At 67.2% G+C, this 17667-nt stretch carries 18 protein-coding genes; 12 read left to right on the plus strand and 6 right to left on the minus strand.

Translation table 11 applies throughout. The features are described 5' to 3' along the window. Window positions 1-36 precede the first annotated feature (36 nt). Window positions 37-231: a DUF2905 domain-containing protein gene (locus ACAM55_RS20145; protein ID WP_021005700.1), complete on the minus strand. Its 195-nt coding sequence runs from the start codon at window positions 229-231 to the stop codon at window positions 37-39. Between the two features lie 19 nt (window positions 232-250). Further along, window positions 251-1033 (minus strand): histidinol-phosphatase, encoded by a 783-nt coding sequence (hisN, locus tag ACAM55_RS20150; RefSeq protein WP_369653234.1) that lies wholly within the window; start codon window positions 1031-1033, stop codon window positions 251-253. Between the two features lie 108 nt (window positions 1034-1141). Here hisN and ACAM55_RS20155 point away from each other — a divergent pair, with 108 nt between their 5' ends. Further along, window positions 1142-1540: a DUF5329 family protein gene (locus tag ACAM55_RS20155; protein ID WP_369653235.1), complete on the plus strand. Its 399-nt coding sequence runs from the start codon at window positions 1142-1144 to the stop codon at window positions 1538-1540. A gap of 21 nt (window positions 1541-1561) precedes the next feature. Here ACAM55_RS20155 and ACAM55_RS20160 read toward each other — a convergent pair whose 3' ends face one another. Continuing rightward, entirely contained in the window at window positions 1562-2449 is an 888-nt protein-coding gene (locus ACAM55_RS20160) for a TauD/TfdA dioxygenase family protein (RefSeq protein WP_369653236.1), read from the minus strand. 134 nt (window positions 2450-2583) lie between these two features. Further along, window positions 2584-3696: a class I SAM-dependent methyltransferase gene (locus ACAM55_RS20165; protein WP_369653237.1), complete on the minus strand. Its 1113-nt coding sequence runs from the start codon at window positions 3694-3696 to the stop codon at window positions 2584-2586. 26 nt (window positions 3697-3722) lie between these two features. Between ACAM55_RS20165 and ACAM55_RS20170 the strand changes: the two genes are divergently transcribed. The 5 genes from ACAM55_RS20170 to ACAM55_RS20190 are packed head-to-tail and all read left to right on the plus strand — an operon-like array spanning window position 3723 to window position 7215. Beyond that, window positions 3723-4508: an SDR family oxidoreductase gene (locus tag ACAM55_RS20170; RefSeq protein ID WP_369653238.1), complete on the plus strand. Its 786-nt coding sequence runs from the start codon at window positions 3723-3725 to the stop codon at window positions 4506-4508. Between the two features lie 8 nt (window positions 4509-4516). Further along, window positions 4517-4891, plus strand: coding sequence for a dihydroneopterin aldolase (locus ACAM55_RS20175; protein ID WP_093019634.1), 375 nt, complete (start codon window positions 4517-4519; stop codon window positions 4889-4891). A gap of 54 nt (window positions 4892-4945) precedes the next feature. Continuing rightward, window positions 4946-5878, plus strand: coding sequence for a tRNA 2-thiocytidine(32) synthetase TtcA (gene ttcA, locus ACAM55_RS20180; protein WP_369653239.1), 933 nt, complete (start codon window positions 4946-4948; stop codon window positions 5876-5878). Window positions 5879-5924: 46 nt separating this feature from the next. Continuing rightward, window positions 5925-6545 carry a DUF4136 domain-containing protein gene (locus tag ACAM55_RS20185; protein ID WP_369653240.1) on the plus strand — a complete coding sequence of 207 codons (621 nt, stop codon included), beginning with the start codon at window positions 5925-5927 and terminating at the stop codon, window positions 6543-6545. A 22-nt stretch (window positions 6546-6567) separates the two neighbouring features. Continuing rightward, window positions 6568-7215 carry a histidine phosphatase family protein gene (locus tag ACAM55_RS20190; protein ID WP_369653241.1) on the plus strand — a complete coding sequence of 216 codons (648 nt, stop codon included), beginning with the start codon at window positions 6568-6570 and terminating at the stop codon, window positions 7213-7215. On the opposite strand, the gene ACAM55_RS20195 is transcribed toward ACAM55_RS20190, so the two are convergent. Continuing rightward, window positions 7212-10385: an efflux RND transporter permease subunit gene (locus ACAM55_RS20195; protein WP_369653242.1), complete on the minus strand. Its 3174-nt coding sequence runs from the start codon at window positions 10383-10385 to the stop codon at window positions 7212-7214. The two genes, ACAM55_RS20190 and ACAM55_RS20195, sit on opposite strands and share 4 nt — an antisense overlap. Then, complete coding sequence (locus ACAM55_RS20200; RefSeq protein ID WP_369656436.1) at window positions 10382-11512, minus strand: efflux RND transporter periplasmic adaptor subunit; 1131 nt, start codon at window positions 11510-11512, stop codon at window positions 10382-10384. Before ACAM55_RS20200 ends, ACAM55_RS20195 begins: the two co-directional genes overlap by 4 nt. Before the next feature lie 270 nt (window positions 11513-11782). Here ACAM55_RS20200 and ACAM55_RS20205 point away from each other — a divergent pair, with 270 nt between their 5' ends. The 6 genes from ACAM55_RS20205 to ACAM55_RS20230 all read left to right on the plus strand — a co-directional run bounded on the left by ACAM55_RS20205 (window position 11783) and on the right by ACAM55_RS20230 (window position 17662). Further along, window positions 11783-12232 (plus strand): hypothetical protein, encoded by a 450-nt coding sequence (locus ACAM55_RS20205; RefSeq protein WP_369653243.1) that lies wholly within the window; start codon window positions 11783-11785, stop codon window positions 12230-12232. Window positions 12233-12325: 93 nt separating this feature from the next. After that, window positions 12326-13690, plus strand: a complete 1365-nt coding sequence (gene miaB / locus ACAM55_RS20210) for a tRNA (N6-isopentenyl adenosine(37)-C2)-methylthiotransferase MiaB (RefSeq protein ID WP_369653244.1) — start codon at window positions 12326-12328, stop codon at window positions 13688-13690. Beyond that, window positions 13690-15117 carry a sensor histidine kinase gene (locus ACAM55_RS20215; RefSeq protein ID WP_369653245.1) on the plus strand — a complete coding sequence of 476 codons (1428 nt, stop codon included), beginning with the start codon at window positions 13690-13692 and terminating at the stop codon, window positions 15115-15117. Before miaB ends, ACAM55_RS20215 begins: the two co-directional genes overlap by 1 nt. Window positions 15118-15185: 68 nt before the next feature. Then, the gene (locus ACAM55_RS20220) at window positions 15186-15845 is read left to right on the plus strand and encodes a hypothetical protein (protein ID WP_369653246.1); all 660 of its coding nucleotides are present in this window, start codon (window positions 15186-15188) and stop codon (window positions 15843-15845) included. Between the two features lie 31 nt (window positions 15846-15876). Beyond that, window positions 15877-17265: a sigma 54-interacting transcriptional regulator gene (locus ACAM55_RS20225; RefSeq protein WP_369653247.1), complete on the plus strand. Its 1389-nt coding sequence runs from the start codon at window positions 15877-15879 to the stop codon at window positions 17263-17265. Between the two features lie 193 nt (window positions 17266-17458). Then, a complete protein-coding gene (locus ACAM55_RS20230) occupies window positions 17459-17662 on the plus strand; it encodes a hypothetical protein (RefSeq protein WP_369653248.1) in 204 nt (67 codons plus the stop codon). The last annotated feature ends 5 nt before the right edge of the window (window positions 17663-17667 follow it).

Consider the following 17667-nt stretch of genomic DNA (forward strand, 5'->3'; position numbering starts at 1 on the left):
TTCTTCTCTTTTCGGACGTTGGGTTCATCGGTTGCGCTAGATGAAGCGCGCCACCAGCGCCGCGATCATGCTGAGCACCAGGGTGCTCGAGATCGGCAGCTGCCAGTCGCGGCCAAAAGCGCGAAATTCGAAATCGCCGGGCAGCCGCCCGAAGCCGAACCGGCGCAGCCAGGCGGTGAGGCCGCTCATGAGCACCAGGGCAAGGACGACGACGATCAGCCAGCGGATCATGGAAACAGTCTAGGCCGATTCAAGCCTGCGCCGCGAGGATGGCCATCGCCTGCTCGTGGAGTTCGGGCGTGGCGGCGGCAATCACGCGGCCGTCGGACTTGAGCCCCAGCGGCTGGCCTTGCCAGTCGGTGATGACGCCGCCCGCAGCCTCGATCAGGCCTGCCGGGCCGAGGTAGTCATAGGGCTGCAGGCCGGTTTCCACCACGAGATCGATGGTGCCGCCGGCCAGCTGGGCATAGCCATAGCAGTCGCCGCCGAAGCGCCGCATGGCGCACTGCCGGCTGAGCCGGTCGAAGGCCTGCCAATCGTCCGGCGCGAAGATGTCGGGCGAGGTGGTGACGATGCGCGCCTTGGCCACCTCGGTGCAGCCGCTTGCGCGCACCGGCTGGCCGTCGCGCGTGGCGCCCTTGCCGGGCTGGCCGATCCAGCGCTCTTTCAGTACCGGCATGTCGACCATGCCAAGCACCACGCGCTCGCCTTGCAGCACGCCGATGAGCGTGCCCCACAGTGGCGATCCGGTGATGAAGCTGCGCGTGCCGTCGATCGGATCGAGCACCCAGACGCGCTCGGCGTCGAGCCGCTCGAGGCCGTGCTCCTCGCCGAAGATGCCGTCGGCCGCGGCACGCTCGGCCAGGATCTCGCGCATGGCCGTTTCTGCGGCGCGGTCCGCCAGGGTCACGGGGCTCGCATCGGCCTTGGTGACGATGTCGAGCGGCGTGCGGAAGTAATGCATCGATTGCGCGGCAGCCGCGTCGGCCAGCGCATTGGCAATCGACAGGAGATCGGGGGTCGGGGGGCTCATGGAGAAGTCACGCGTGCCAAAAACTGCAATTAGACCCGAGGCGGGCCGGTTTGACATGCCGGGGGCCCTCGCTCTAGCATGGCCCGGAACTGCCCTCTTCGCTGACCCATGCTGTCTTCCTTCCGATTTCTGCGCACCGCCCTGTTCGCACTTTTTCTCGGTGCCGCTGCGGCGCTGGCGCAGGCCACGCCTTCCGCGTCGGAGCAGATGCTCATCGACACGCTGATCCTGCGCGTTTCGAACATGAAAACGATGACCTTCATGCGCAATGGCGACGAACACAACGCCGCCGATGCCGCAAAGCACATGAAAGCCAAGTTCGAACACTTCAAGGATGAGATCGTCACCGCGGAAGACTTCATCGACCGCTGCGCGTCGCGCTCCGAGATGACGGGCAAGGCCTACCAGGTGAAGATGCCGGGCGGCGCGGTGAGGGACGCCAACGAGTTTCTCAACGCCGAACTGCGCACGCTGCGCAAGGCCGGCAGCAGGCCCGGCGCCGGCTGAAAAAGCGTCGAGCCGCCGTCCTCAGAACGGCGTGTCGCCGGCGATGGTGGTGCGGTTCAGGCGGCGGCGCAGATGGTCAGGCGTGCCGGCCGCCAGGTGCATCAGCGAGCGGTTGTCCCAGAACACCAGGTCGTGCGGCGCCCACCGGTGGCGATACACGAACTCGGGCCTCACGCTGTGCGCGAACAGCTCGGTCAGCAGCGCGTCGCTCTCCTCTTGCGGCAGGCCGACGATGCCCGTCGTGAAATGCTCGCTGACGAACAGCGCCTTGCGGCCCGTCTCGGGATGCGTGCGCACCACCGGCTGCACGGCGGGCGTGACCTGGTCGATCTGCCCCTGCGAGAGTTTCGGCCGCCACGGGTTCTTCGCGCGCAGCTCTTCGTACTTGGCAAGGTAGCTGTGCTCGGCCTTGAGCGGCAGGATGCGCCGCTGCAACTCGGGGCTCAGCGCTTCCCAGGCGAGGTGCTGGTCGGCGAAGAGCGTGTCGCCGCCTTCGCTCGGCAGCTCCTGCGCATGCAGCAGCGAGCCGAGGCTCGGCTGGGGCTTGTAGGAGAGGTCGGAGTGCCAATAGGCGCCCGCGTCACCGAGGCCGATGGGCTCGCCGTTTTCCTTGATGTTGGAGACGATCAGGATCTCGGGATGGTTCTTGAGATGGAACTGGTGCAGCACGTGGATTTCAAGCGGGCCGAAACGGCGGCTGAATCCGATGTGCTCGGCGGGGGTGATCTGCTGGTTGCGGAACACGAGGACGTGATGGTCCAGGTGGGCACGGTGGATGCGCGCGAAATCTTCGTTGTTGATGGGCTTGGAGATGTCGAGGCCGAGGATTTCTGCGCCTACGGGGGCGGGGAAGGGGCGCACTTCGAAGTGCTGCGGAGCGGGTTCGGCTTTGCTTTGAGAAGCGGTCATTCCGCCAATGTAGGTTTCGCGGGACGTTTGATCAACGAACTCTTCGTTGGTAGCTTATTTGTGGATCTTTTTTGGGTTCCGAGGCCGGGTCTCGCCCCGGCCTCGGGAAGCAAACAAGCTAAAGAACTAAAGAGTCAAAGGGTATGACTCCGATCCCCCTCGACAAACCCCATCGCATCCCAAGGCTCGCCAACAGCAAACCCCACCACCTTGAACAACTCCCCCATCTCATGCTCATGAATGAGCCGAGCCGCCATCCCCCGCTCGGCAGTGGTGCCTTGCTCCATCCTCGACAGCAAGCCGCAGTTCAGCAGAAAGCGCGCCTGGCTGGTGTAGCCCAGCACCTCGAGCCCCGCTTCCTGCCCCGCGAGGGCAATGCCCGTGAAATTGACGTGCGCCGTGATGTCCTTGTAGCCCACGTCGGACAGCGGATCGCCATCGGCCTGGTGCGCCCGGTGGCACATCACCGTCCCCATGTGGCGCTGCGGGTGGTAGTACTCACGCTCCGGAAAACCATAGTCGATGAAGAAGGCCGCACCTTTCTTCAGACGGTCCGCCAGCGTGGCGACGAAAGCTTCGGCCTGGGGATGGATTTCGGTCAGGTAGCCGTGCTCGCCCGGCACCTCGAACGGTGGCCGCAGACCGGTCCCGCGGTCGGCCCAGGCCCAGCCGTCGGCGCGCGCATTGCGCACGACACCGCGCTCGAACCATTGGCCGCCCACGCGCGCCAGCAGCTGTACCGGCATCGCGTCGAGCACCTCGTTGCCGACCACCACGCCCTGCATCGCCTCGGGAAGCTCGCCGAGCCATTCGACGCGGTCTGCGTAACGCACCAGCGCCTGCTGCTGACGCTCGCGCAAGGTGCCGGACAAGTCGACGATGCGGTAGCGCACGTCGCCGCGGCCCATCTCGTCGAGCGCGTGCAGCAACTGCACGGCGAGCGCCCCCGTGCCGGCGCCGAATTCCCAGACCGTGTCGGTGCCGGTCTTCTCCAGCGCCTCGGCCACCTGCGCCGCGAGCGCCTGGCCGAACATGGGCGTGAGCTCCGGCGCTGTCACGAAGTCGCTGCCCGATGACGGCATGTGGCCGAACTTGGCGGAGCTGTTGGCGTAGTAGCCCAGCCCCGGCGCGTACAAGGCCAGCGCCATGAAGCGGTCGAAGCCGATCCATCCGCCGGCGCGTTCCACGGCGCGGGCGATCAGGGTATCGAGGGCGATGGGTAAACTGTTCGTCGTCTTGGTCGTCACGCCCCGATTCTCCCTTCTCTCCCCGCATGAGCACAGCGCCTCTTCCTCCTGTTACTCCGGCCCGCCGCACCGTCCTCGTCACGGGTGCCGGACGCCGGCTGGGCCGCGAGATCGCACTGGTCCTTGCCGCAGGGGGCTGGCAGGTGGCGGTGCACTTCCGCAGCTCGCGCGCCGAAGCCGAGCAAACTTCGACCGATTGCGCGGGCCTCTCGGGCAGTTCGGCGGTCTTCGAGGCCGACCTGCTCGACGAAGGCGCCACCCGCGCCTTGCTGCCGCGCGTGGCGGCGCATTTCGGCGGGGTCGATGCGGTGGTCCACAGTGCGGCCCTCTTCGAGCACGACGATGCGGCCAGCTTCAGCTATGCGCTCATGGAGCGTCATGCACGCAGCAACACCGGCGCGGCGATTCTGCTGGCGCAGGCGCTGCGCGACCATTTGGCGCTGCGTGACGCGCAGGGCGCGGTGGTGCACCTGCTCGACCAGAAGCTCTGGAACCCGAACCCCGACTTTCTCAGCTACACGCTCTCCAAGGCCGCGCTCGAAGCCGCCACGCCCATGCTGGCCATGGCGCTGGCGCCGCGCGTGCGGGTGGTGGGCGTGGCACCCGGCCTCACGCTGCCGAGCCACATGCTGGACGAGGACAAGTTCTCGCAGCTGCACAAGCTGTCGCCACTGGGCCGATCGTCAACGCCGGCCGACGTGGCGGCGACGGTGAAGTTCGCGCTGGAGAACAACTCGATCACCGGCACCACGCTGCTGGTGGACGGCGGCCAGCACCTCATGAAATTCGACCGCGACTTCTCGCTGATGTGAGTCCCACCATGCCCTCTACCCCCATCGGCCGCCAGACACTTACCCTGCAAGGGCTTCGCTTCGACGCCAACCTGGGCATCCTCGACCAGGAAAAGACGGCGCCGCAGCCGATCCAGGTCGATGCCGAGCTGCATCTGGGCGCGCAGCCGCTGATGCCGAAGGACGACGACATTTTTCACGTGCTGGACTACCGCAAGGTGCGCCGCATCATCATCGACGAGTGCACGGCCGAGCACGTGAACCTGCTCGAAACCCTCATCGGCAAGCTTGCGCAGCGCCTGCTGCAGCTGCCCGGCGTGGTCGGCGTGCGGGTGAAGATCGCCAAGCTCGAAATCTTCGACGACTGCGAGGTGGCTATCCGCATGGAAGCCGGGGAATGGTGATCCAAGGCAAAATCGGGGCCTTCCTCCCCCTGTCCTGCCTGAAGTAGTCCACCCATGAACGCCGTCTGGATCGACGAGGCGCCCGTCGCCGGCGCCACCCCCGCCAATTCGCTGAAGATCGAACGCGAGACGCACAAGCTCGAAAAGCGCCTGTGCCGCGAGGTGGGCCGCGCCATCGTCGACTACAACATGATCGAAGAGGGCGACAAGGTCATGGTGTGCGTCTCGGGCGGAAAGGACAGCTACGCCATGCTGGACATCCTGCTCAAGCTCAGGGCCCGCGCACCGATCCATTTCGACATCGTTGCGGTCAACCTCGACCAGAAGCAGCCCGGCTTTCCCGAAGAGGTGCTGCCCAGGTACCTGAGCGAACTCGGCGTGGACTTCCATATCGAGAACCAGGACACCTACAGCATCGTCAAGCGCGTGATTCCCGAGGGCAAGACCACCTGCGGCCTGTGCAGCCGTCTGCGCCGCGGCATCCTGTACCGCGTGGCGGACGAACTCGGCGCCACCAAGGTGGCGCTCGGCCACCACCGCGACGACATGCTGCAGACCTTCTTCCTCAACATGTTCTTCGCGGGCAAGCTCAAGAGCATGCCGCCCAAGCTGGTGAGCGACGACGGCAGGCACATCGTGATCCGCCCGCTCGCCTACGTGGCCGAGAAAGACCTCGTGCGCTGGGCGCAGCACCGCGAATTCCCGATCATTCCGTGCACGCTGTGCGGCAGCCAGGAAAACCTGCAGCGCAAGCAGGTCGGCGAAATGCTGCGCGAGTGGGACAGGAAGCACCCCGGCCGCGTGGAGAACATGTTCACCGCGCTGCAGAACGTGGTGCCCTCCCACCTGCTCGACGGAACGCAGCACGACTTCAAGGGTCTGAAGGCCACCGGCGTGGCCGACGAAGACGGCGACAAGGCCTTCGACACGCCCTCTTTCGACCTGCTCTCCCAGGCACCTGCAGCCCTGCGCATCCTCCAGGGCTGAGCGGGCAACCCAGGGGAATTTTGGGCCGCGGAGCCCGGAGATCCTCATGAAACGTGCGTTTTCAGCTCTTTTTTTGGTAGCTAGCTTGAGCGGCTGCGCCACCTCCTGGGTGGTCGACAGCAATGTGAAGAGTTTTTCGTCGCTCGCCGCGGTGCCGCCCGGCGCCACCTATCGCTTCGAGCGCCTGCCTTCGCAGCAGGCCGACGCCGCCCGGCAGGAATCGCTCGAGGCGATGGCCGCCGCGGCGCTCGAAAAAGCCGGCCTGCGCCGCGACGACGCCAAGCCGCAGTACAGCGCGCAGATCGGGGCGCGGGTCACGGTCGGGCTTTCGCCCTGGGCCGACCCGTGGCTCTTCGACGGCCCCTGGGGAGGCTATGGCTACGGCTACCACGGCTACGCACGCCGCTGGTATGGCGGCGGCTGGTACGGCGGACCTGGCTTCATTCCGCCCGCGGCCAACCCCTGGTACGAGCGTGAAGTGAGCGTCGTGCTGCGCGACATCGGCTCGAACCGCGTGGTCTACGAAACGCGGGCCCGCAACGACGGGCCGTACAACGTGAGCTCGACCATCCTGCCGGTGATGTTCCAGGCCGCGCTGCAGGGGTTTCCGAACCCGCCGCAGGGCGAGCGCCGCGTGAACATCGAGCTGCCCGTGGCAAAGAAATGACGCGCTTCTAGAATCCCGCCAGATGGAAGAAATCACCCGCCTGATTGCCGTTCGCCATGGCGAGACCGCCTGGAACGTCGACACGCGCATCCAGGGCCAGCTCGACGTCGGCCTCAATGCCACGGGCCTGTGGCAGGCCCGGCGCGTGGGGCAGGCACTGGCCGAAGAAGACATCGGCGCGATCTACGCGAGCGACCTGTCGCGCGCCTGGCAGACCGCGCAGGAGATCGCGCGGCCCCACGGCCTCACGGTGCACCCCGAGCCCGGCCTGCGCGAACGCGCCTTCGGCCGCTTCGAGGGGATGAGCTTCGCGGAGATCGAGGCCACCCTGCCCGACCAGGCCAGGCGCTGGCGCGAGCGCGATCCCGAGTTCGAGCCCGAGGGCGGCGAGAGCCTGCTGGCGTTTCGCGAGCGCGTGACGGGCATTGCGTCGAAACTGGCCGCGCGCCATCCGGGCCAGCTGGTGGCGCTGGTGGCGCATGGCGGCGTGATGGACGTGCTCTACCGCGCTGCCACGCGCCAGGAGCTGCAGGCGCCGCGCACCTGGCAGCTCGGCAACGCGGCCATCAACCGCATGCTGTGGACGCCCGAGGGCTTCAGCCTGGTGGGCTGGAGCGACACCGCCCACCTGGCGGCGGACGACGACATCCTCGACGAAACAACGACCTAGGCGTGCGAGGAGGCTGCGTGCGCCGCAGCGGCACCACCGGCCTCGGCCCTTGCTTCGCCCGGCAGGTCGACCATCGGCCCGGTGCCGCTGTAGCGGTCGAGCGCAAGATAGATCGCGGGCGTGATGTAGAGCGTGATCACCTGCGAGAAGATGAGCCCGCCCACCACCGCCACACCCAGCGGCTGGCGCAGTTCGGCGCCGGCGCCCAACCCCAATGCGAGCGGCAGGGCACCCATGAGCGCGGCCAGCGTGGTCATCATGATGGGGCGGAAGCGCAGCCGGCACGCCTCGCGGATCGCGTCGACCGGCGTCATGCTCTGGGTGCGCTGCGCATCGAGCGCGAAGTCGATCATCATGATCGCGTTCTTCTTCACGATGCCGATCAGAAGCAGGATGCCGATGGTGGCGATCAGCGTCAGATCGAAGCCGAAGAGCCTGAGCGAGAGCAACGCACCCACGGCGGCCGACGGCAGCCCGGCCAGGATGGTCAGCGGGTGGATGTAGCTTTCGTACAGCACGCCCAGGAGCACGTAGATCACCAGCACCGCCAGCACCAGCAGCACGGCCTGGCTGGCCTGCGAACTCTGGAACACCGCCGCATCGCCGCCGTAGGTGGTGATGATCGATGGCGGCATCTTCAGCTCTTCCTTGAACTGGTCGATCTTCGCGGTCGCGTTGCCCAGCGGCACATCGGGCGCGAGGTTGAACGACACCGTCACCGCCTGCAGCTGGCCCTGGTGGTTGACCGAGGTCGGTCCCACGGTACGCTTGACGGTCGAGAAGGCCGAGAGCGGCACCAGCCGGCCCGTGGTGCTGCGCACCGACAGGCGCGACATGTCGTCCTCGAACTGCCGGTCGTTGTCGGAGGCCGAGAGAATCACCTGGTAGGTGTTGCTCGCGCCGTAGATGCTGCCGATCTGCCGGTCGCCGTAGGCGTTGTAAAGCGCGGTGCGAAGGTCCCCCACGGCGACGCCGAGCACGCCGGCCTTGTCGCGGTCGACCTCCAGCGTGGCCTGCAGGCCGCGGTTCTGCGAATCGCTGGTGACGTCGCGGAAGGCGGGGTCGGCGCGCATGCGCTCCATGAGCCGCGTGGCCCAGGGCACCATCTCGCCCGCGTTCACGCTTTGCAGCGTGTACTGGAAGCGCGCCTTGCTCTGGCGGCCGCCCAGGCGCAGGTTCTGCACCGGCTGCATGTAGACCGCAATGCCCGGAATCTCGCGGAAGCGCTGGCGCAGCGACTCGAGCACCGCTGCCATCTTGGGACGCTGGCTGCGCGGCTTGAGCACGGCGAACAGGCGGCCCGAGTTCTGCGTGGCCGTGGGCCCGCCCACGCCGACGAACGAGCTCACGTAGGCCACGCTCGGGTCAGCCTGAAGCGATGCGGCCACGCGTTCCTGCAGTGCGTTCATCGCGGTGAAGGAAATGTCCTCGGCCGCTTCGGTGGTGATCTGGATCTGCCCGATGTCTTCCTCGGGAAAGAAGCCCTTCGGAATGGAGCCGAAAAGCCACGCGGTGACGATGAAGGTGCCGCCGGCGATCAGCAGCATCAGCGTGCGGTGTCCCAGCGTCCAGTCGAGCGTTCGCATGTAGCTGCCATGCACCCAGCGATAGCCGCGCTCGAAGGTGCGGCCGATGGCGGTGCCGGGTTCCGGATGCTCCTCTTCATGGTCGAGCACGCCTTCCTTGCGGGGCACGTGCTTGAGCAGCCGGCTCGCGAGCATGGGCACCAGCGTGAGCGAGACGACGGCCGACACCAGCACCGCCAGCGCCACCACCACCGCGAACTCGTGGAACAGCAGGCCGATCACGCCCGGCATGAAGAAGATGGGAATGAACACCGCCACCAGCGAGATCGAGATCGAGATGATGGTGAAGCCCACCTCGCGCGCACCGCGCAGCGCCGCGGCAAAGGGCTCCATGCCCTTCTCGACGTAGCGCATGATGTTTTCGAGCACCACGATGGCGTCGTCCACCACCAGGCCCACGGCCAGCGTGATGCCCAGCAGCGAGACGTTGTCCAGGCTGTAGCCGAAGGCATAGAGCAGCGCCACCGCGCCGATCAGCGAGATGGGAATGGTCGCCGCCGGAATCAGCGTGGCCACCAGCCGGTGCAGGAACAGGAAGATCACTAGCACCACCAGCGCGATGGTGCCCAGCAGCGTGAGCTGCACGTCGTGCACGGCCTCGCGAATGGACAGCGAGCGGTCGTTCACCATGTGGATCTCGACCGATTGCGGCAGCTCGGCCTTGAAGCGCGGAATGAGCGCGCGCACCGCGTCCACCACCTCCACCGTGTTGGCATTGGGTTGGCGCTGCACGGCAAGCGAAATGGAGCTCTGGCCGTTGAAGCTGCTCGCGGTCTTGACCGACTCGAAGCTGTCCTCGATGGTGGCCACTTCGTCGAGCCGCACCGGCGCGCCGTTGCGCTGCCCGACGATCAGCTTGGCAAAATCTTCTGCCTTGGTGAGCTGCCGGTTGGCCTGGATGGTGAGCGTCTGGCGCGGCCCGTCGAGCGTGCCGACCGGCGTGTTGGCGTTGGCCGAGTTCACCGCCTTGGCCAGTTCGTCGAGCGTGATGTTGCGCGCGTTGAGCAGGTCGGCATTGGCCTTGATGCGCACCGCGAAGGCCTTGCGGCCGTAGACGCCGACCTGCGCCACGCCGTCGATGGTGGAGAGCGTGGGCGAGATCAGGTTCTCGGCATAGTCGTTGAGCTCGGACGGGTTCATCGACGGAGAAATCAGCGCGATGAACAGCACCGGCGCATCGGCCGGGTTCACCTTGCGGTACGAAGGCAGCTGCGTGAGTTCCTGCGGCAACTGGCGCTGGGCGCGCAGCAGCGCGGCCTGCACGTCGACGGCGGCGGCGTCGATGTCGCGGCTGCTCACGAATTCCAGCGTGATCGAACTCACGCCCTGCGTGTTGACCGAACTGATGGTCTGCAGACCCGGAATGGTCGAGAACTGCTTTTCGAGCGGCAGCGCGACCGACGACGCCATGGTGTCCGGGCTCGCGCCCGGCAGCTGGGCGTTCACGTTGATGACCGGCGTGTTGTAGCTCGGCAGCGCCGCGACCGGGATGCTGAAGTACGCAAAGATGCCCGCCACCACGACGGCGGCGGACAACAGCACCGTCATCGCGGGACGACGGATGCACAGCTCCGAGATGTTCATGCGCGTTCCCGCGGAGTCTGGGGGTCCGAGGAGGCGGCGCTGCCCGGCGTGACGCCGGTGGTGCCGGCCGGCGCGGCCTTCTTGTCGACGCGGACCTTGCCACCCGGGCGCACGTTCTGGCTACCCTCGATGACCACCTGCTCGCCCGGCTCCACGCCGCTCACCGCCACCTTGGTGCCGAAGGTATAGAGCACCTGCACCTTGCGTCGCTTGGCGTCCCTGGCCTCGTCGACCACGTAGAGCGAAGCGCCATCGGACAGCATCATGAGCGCCGCCGCCGGCACCACCGTGGCGCCCGGCAGGGTGCGCACCGTGATCCGCGTGCCGACGAACTGGCCGGGCCAGAGGCTCTGGTCGGCGTTGTCGAACACCGCCTTGGCGCGCACGGTGCCGATCTGCGGGTCGACCGTGTTGTCGACGAAGTTGAGCACGCCGGTCAGCGGCTCCTTGCGCCCGCTGACGAGCGCCTCGACCTTGGATCGGCTGCGCGCCGCCGCCAGCAGGTCTTGCAGGTTGGCTTCCGGCACCGGGAAACTCACCGCGATGGGGTCGAGCTGCGTGATGGTGACCAGCGACAGCGTGGGCTGCACCAGCGTGCCCGGGTAGATGTTGACGGCGCCGATGCGCCCCGCGATGGGCGCACGCAGCGTGGCATAGCCGAGCGCCACCTGCGACGACTGCACGGCGGCGCGGTCGGCCGACACCGCGGCGCGCTGCGCCTCGAGCTGCGACAGCGTGGCGTCCGCAGCGCTCTTGGAAATGAAGTTCTGCGCCACCAGTTCCTGGCTGCGCTTGTACTGGCGCTCGAGGTCGGCCATGGTGGCCTCGTCGCGCTTCTGCTGGGCGCGGGCGCGGGCCAGGTTGGCCTGGTCGTTGCGGTCGTCGAGTGTGAAGAGCAGCTGACCTTCCTTGACGAACTGCCCTTCCTTCACGTGCACCGCCGCCACCGTGTTGGTCACCTGCGGCCGCAGGTCGACACTGTTGAGCGACACCACGCTGCCGTTGACCTGCACCGTCACCGGCACGTCCTGCCGCTCGGCCGTGGCCAGGGTGACGAGCGCGGGCGGTGCACTGCCCGCAGGCGCTCCGCCGGCCGTGCTGGCCGGCTTGGCGTTCTTTGCCGACATGCGCTCGCCAGCCCCGTTCCACCACCATCCCGCGACGGCTACGATCAACACACCTGCAAGGGCGAGAACGAGTTTTTTCTTCATGGTTTTTTGAGCACTTTGGGCTGACAGCGGCTATTGGAGCAGCGGTCGGCCTGCAGTGTCCACGAGTGCCGTAAAGATAAGTAAAGCCACCATGCAAGGGCCCATGCACAACCCGCTGTGGCGGGCGCCAAGGGGGATTTCACCCCCTCGGTAAAATCGCCGCTCCACAGCCTCTGGATATACCCCATGAACCGCTGCAAGAATCCTACGAATGCTCTCACTTTCATAGCGCTTTGCACAGTAGCTGCAAGCCTTTTTTCCATTGACGCGGCCGCCCAGGCCGACGTGCCCCGGCCGCAGACCCAGAACGAGTCGCTGGTGGGCGGGCGCACCTTCCCCGTCGGCACGCTGCGCGGCAAGTTCATGGTGATCAGTGCCCCCGACGTCGAACTCGACGGCCACGCGGACCGGCTGGCGCCCGGGGCCCGCATCCGCAGCGAACAGAACATGCTGGTGATGGCAGGCGGCATCGTCGGCCAGAAATACCTGGTGAACTACACGCGCGATGCCGCCGGCCTGCTGCGCGAGGTGTGGATCCTCACGCCGAGCGAGGCCACGGCCAGCCGCGAGTCGCTGAACAAGCCGTTCCTGAACATCTGGCCGTTCACGTCGAACGACACCGTCAACACGCAATGAAGAAGCCGGCGGGCCGTCGCCCGCTGCGCCGCAGGAGCGATGGCCTCGTCCTGCATTTCGGCTTCCCGTAGCGGGAGGCCCAGAGAGCACCCCATGAGCAAAAAAGTCTTTATCAAAACCTTCGGCTGCCAGATGAACGAGTACGACTCGGACAAGATGGCCGACGTGCTGAACGCCGCCGAGGGCTACGAGCCGACGCAGAACGTGGACGAGGCCGACCTCATCCTCTTCAATACCTGTTCGGTGCGCGAGAAGGCGCAGGAAAAGGTGTTCTCCGACCTCGGCCGCGTGAAGCACCTGAAGGCCAAGGGCGTGAAGATCGGCGTAGGCGGCTGCGTGGCCAGCCAGGAGGGCGAGGCCATCATTGCGCGCGCGCCCTATGTCGACATCGTGTTCGGCCCGCAGACGCTGCACCGCCTGCCCGAGATGCTGAAGGACCGCGAGCGGCTGGAGCGCCCGCAGGTGGACATCAGCTTTCCCGAGATCGAGAAGTTCGACCACCTGCCGCCCGCGCGCGTCGAGGGCGTGACCGCGTTCGTGTCGATCATGGAGGGCTGTTCCAAGTACTGCAGCTACTGCGTGGTGCCCTACACCCGCGGCGAGGAAGTGAACCGCCCGCTGGACGACGTGCTGGTGGAAATTGCAGGCCTGGCCGACCAGGGCGTGCGCGAGGTCACGCTGCTCGGGCAGAACGTGAACGCCTACCGCGGCCGCATGGGGGACACGGCCGAAATTGCCGACTTCGCGCTCCTGATCGAATACGTGGCCGAGATTCCGGGCATCGAGCGCATCCGCTATACCACCAGCCACCCCAACGAGTTCACGCCGCGGCTGATCGAGGCCTACGCCAAGGTGCCGCAACTCGTGAGCCACCTGCACCTGCCGGTGCAGCACGGCAGCGACCGCATCCTGATGGCCATGAAGCGCGGCTACACGGCCATGGAATACAAGAGCACGGTGCGCAAGCTGCGCGCCATCCGGCCCGAACTCGCGCTGTCGAGCGACTTCATCGTGGGCTTCCCGGGCGAGACGGACGAAGACTTCGCCAAGATGATGAAGCTGATCGACGACTGCCAGTTCGACAACAGCTTCAGCTTCATCTTCAGCCCGCGCCCCGGCACGCCGGCCGCCGCGCTGCACGACGACACGCCCCATGCGGTGAAGCTGGCCCGCCTGCAGACGCTGCAGCGCGTGATCGACGGCAACGTGCGCCGCTTCGGCGATGCGCTGGTCGGCACCACGCAGCGTGTGCTGGTCGAAGGCGCCTCGCGCAAGGACGCGAACGAGCTGATGGGCCGCACCGCGTGCAACCGCGTCGTCAACTTCGAAGGCGATGCGCGCCTGGTCGGGCAGATGGCCGACCTGCGCATCACGCGCTCGCTGGCCTACACGCTGCGCGGCGAAGTGGCCACGCGCGAATCGTCGACGGCGCCGGCTTCCGCCGCGCTCGCCGCCTGATGGCGAAACGGCCGTCGGCACGGGGCTCGTTCCAGCAGCTCCTTCTTTTCGCCTTCCTGTTGATCACCGCCCTCCTGGTGGGCGTGGCGCTGCGCTCGGTGTTCCAGTACGACGCGCTCATGACCCAGAGCCGCGATGCGGCCGCCCGTGCGCTGCGGCTTTCGGGCGCGGCCCAGTCGCTGGCCGAGCGCAGTGCGGCCATGGAGCGTGCCGGGCGCCAGTCGCTGGTGCTGAACGATGCCGTGCTGCGGCGCCGTTTCGACGACGCCGCGCGCGAGGCACACCAAGTGCTCGATCGGCTCGAGAGGAACGGCCTTGCGCCCACGGGCATCGAGATGTGGCGCACCCAGCTCGGGGTGATCGAGGGCCTGATGAGCGGCAGCGCCGATACCGCGCTCTCGCGCGAGAACAGCATGGCGATCCAGTTCCGCGATCTCGATTCGCTCAACACGAACATCGCGCAGCAGGCCCAGTTCCTGATCGAGATGCAGAACGACGCGCTCGCCAAGCGCATCGAGAACGCGCGCCGGCGCCTGATGCGCGAGGTGGTGGCGGCGAGCGTGCTCGCGGTGTCTCTGGCGCTGGCTTTCGGCATCTGGCTCGCGCGCCCGTTCAAGCGGCTCGAGCACGCCATCGTCGGACTGGGCCAGAACCGGCTCGACGAACCGATCGACATCCGCGGCCCGGCCGACGTCCGGCGCGTGTCGCAGCAGCTCGAATGGCTGCGCCTGCGCCTGACCGAGCTGGACGCCGACAAGGCCCGCTTCCTGCGCCACGTGTCGCATGAGCTCAAGACGCCGCTGGCCGCGCTGCGGGAAGGCGTTTCGCTGCTCGAAGATGGGGTGACGGGCCCGCTGAATCCGGCGCAGCTGGAAGTGGCGCAGATCCTGAACCAGAACACCGTGTCGCTGCAGGGCCAGATCGAGGCGCTGCTGCGCTTCAATGCGGCCGCCTTCGAGGCGCGCGAACTGCGCCGCGAACGCACCGAGCTGCTGCCGCTGATCGAGGAACAGATCGAGGCCCAGCGACTGCAATGGCAGGCCCACGGGCTGCGCGTTCGGGCCGAAGGCGAGGCGCTGGCTCTCACGGTCGACCGTGTCAAGCTGGGTACCGCGGTGGCCAACCTGCTGTCGAACGCCATCCGTTATTCGGCGCCCGGCGGCGTCATTACCATCGCGGTGTCCGGCACGCCAGATTCGGCATGCATCGATGTCAACGACGCCGGCCCGGGTATTGCCGAAGGCGACCGCGACCGCATCTTCGAGCCTTTCTACAGGGGCGAGCGCCAGCCCGAGCACGCGGTCAAGGGCACCGGCATCGGTCTTTCCATCGTGCAGGAGTACATTGCTGCCCATGGGGGCCGCATCACCCTGCAGCCAGGCGGGCCCGGCGCGCGCTTTCGCATCGAACTGCCGCGCACGGCCTGAACCCTTCCTGAAGCTCCGCGAACCCGGGCACCCACCTGAAACACCGCCTCTTGTCCTTTTTTCGACCCATGTTTTTTTCGTTCGTCCGCAGTTCGACCCTGTCCGGGGCGGTGGCCATGCCTTTCGTCCTGCTGCTGGCCGCCTGCGCGACGCAGCCCAAGCCCGCCGCCGAGGCCGACGCCCTGCCGCCGCCGCCCGCCGTGCCACGCGTGATGCCGGTCGAGGCCGAGCCCAAGGCGCCCGCCACGCAGCCGGCATCGCTCTTCACGTTGATGACCCAGGGTCCCGTGGCGGCCATGCTGGCCTATGCCGACAAGGTTCGCCCGCTGGGCGGCGCCGAGCTGAGCGCCGAAATCACCCGTGCCGGCGACCCGGGCGATTCGCCCACCGCGCAGATGCAGCTTGCGCTGCTGCTGGCGCAGACGCGCGTTCCGGCCGACCTGGCGCGCGCTCTGGGCTTGCTGCAGCGCGTGATGTCCAACCCCTCGCCCGAGGCCCAGCCGCTGCAGCCGCTTGCGCGCGCACTGGCCGCGCGCTACGTCGAGCAGCGCCGCGTCGAGGACGATCGCGACAAGCAGGGGCAGCAACTGCGCGAGAGCCAGCGCCGCATCGACCAGCTCAACGACCGCATCGAGGCGCTGCGCGCCATCGAGCGCAGCTTCGCGCGTCCCAACAACGCACCGGTGCCGACCCTTCCCGCACCCAACAGCACCAAGCCCACCCCATGAACATCCAGCGATCGCGCAAAGGCCCCCTCCGATGAGCACGACCGGCGCGCGCCTGCTGGTGGTCGACGACGATCCGGACATGCTGCGGCTGCTCTCGATGCGGCTGAGTTCGGTGGGTTACCAGGTCACGGCAGTGACCTCGGCCGAAACCGCGCTCACGCAGCTCGAGATCGAGCATCCGCAGCTGGTGCTCAGCGACGTGCGGTTGCCCGGGCGCGACGGGCTCCAGCTGTTCGACGAAATCAGGAAGCGGCACCCTTCGCTGCCGGTGATCCTGCTCACCGCCCACGGCACCATTCCCGACGCGGTCGAGGCCACGGCACGCGGCGTGTTCACCTACCTCACCAAGCCCTACGACGGGCGCGAGTTGCTGGACAAGATCGCCCAGGCGCTGGCGCTCGGCGCTCCGGCCAGCACGCCCACCAAGGCCGGCGACGAAAGCTGGCGCGCCGAAATCGTGAGCCGCAGCAACCGAATGTCCGAGTTGCTGGCCGAGGCCCGCATGGTGGCCAAATCGGACGCCTCGGTGCTGCTGCGCGGCGACAGCGGCGCCGGCAAGGAACTGCTGGCGCGCGCCATCCACAAGGCCAGCGCCCGGGCCGACAAACCCTTCGTGGCCGTCAACTGCGGCGCCATTCCGGAGGCCCTGCTCGAGTCGGAACTGTTCGGCCACATGAAGGGCGCCTTCACCGACGCGCATGCCAACCACAAGGGGCTGTTCCAGCAGGCCGACGGCGGCACGCTGCTGCTCGACGAAATCGGAGACATGCCGCCCGCGCTGCAGGTCAAGCTGCTGCGCGTGCTGCAGGAACGCGCGGTGCGTCCGCTCGGCGCCAGCCAGTCGATCGAGGTCGACGTGCGCATCATCTCGGCCACCCACCGCGACCTGGACGCGGCCATGGCGGCGGGCCAGTTCCGCGAAGACCTCTATTACCGCCTCAACGTGGTCACGCTCACGCTGCCGCCGCTGTCGGCCCGGCGCGAAGACATTCCGCTCCTGGCGAACCACTTTCTGCAGAAGCTGTCGACCAAATACGGCAAGCGGCTCTCCGGCTTCGCGCCCGAGGCGCTCAAGGCGCTGGCCACGGCGGCCTGGCCCGGCAACGTGCGCCAGCTCTACAACGTGGTGGAGCAGGTCTGCGCGCTGTCGAGCTCCCCGCTGATCCCGCTGGCCCTCGTGCAGCGGGCGCTGCGCGTGCCGACGGTCGAAGTCCAGACCTATGCCGAGGCCAAGCAGCGCTTCGAACGCGACTACCTCGTCGGGCTGCTCAAGCTGACCGACGGCAACGTGGCCGATGCCGCCCGGCTGGCCGACCGCAACCGCACCGAGTTCTACCGCCTGCTGCAGAAGCACGAGCTCACGCCGGGGCACTTCAAGGCCGATGCTGTCGCTCCCGGCAGCGAGCCTGTCGCCGAGTAGCGACGCCCCTAAACTGTTGATTTAAAAGGCTTTTTCCCACCAGCCGCCAAGGCTTGTCGGGATTCGGCGACAAAAACAGGGGTTTCGGGGCCTTCCAACCGGCTCCAACCCCGAAAACTGCATCCAGATCGCTCCAACCCATTGATCTGAAAGCGTTTTTTCAGCCTGGCACAGGGTTTGCCCCTGTACAGGCATGACAGCACTCACCAGCCCATCTTTCGCACTGCGCCCGCAGCGCGACGGCCTGCGTCAAAAGCAGTTTTCCCTCTCGCGGCCCCGTGCCGCGGGTCATTCGGCGGCCGCGCTCGCAAGCGCAGGCGGCGCCGAACCGGATTGCGTCATCAAGCGCTTTCCTGCCATTGGCGACACCCCTTCCCTCGATAAGCAACGTTGGTAAATCAC

This window comes from Variovorax sp. V213 (genome assembly GCF_041154455.1).
Classification (GTDB): Bacteria; Pseudomonadota; Gammaproteobacteria; order Burkholderiales; family Burkholderiaceae_C; genus Variovorax.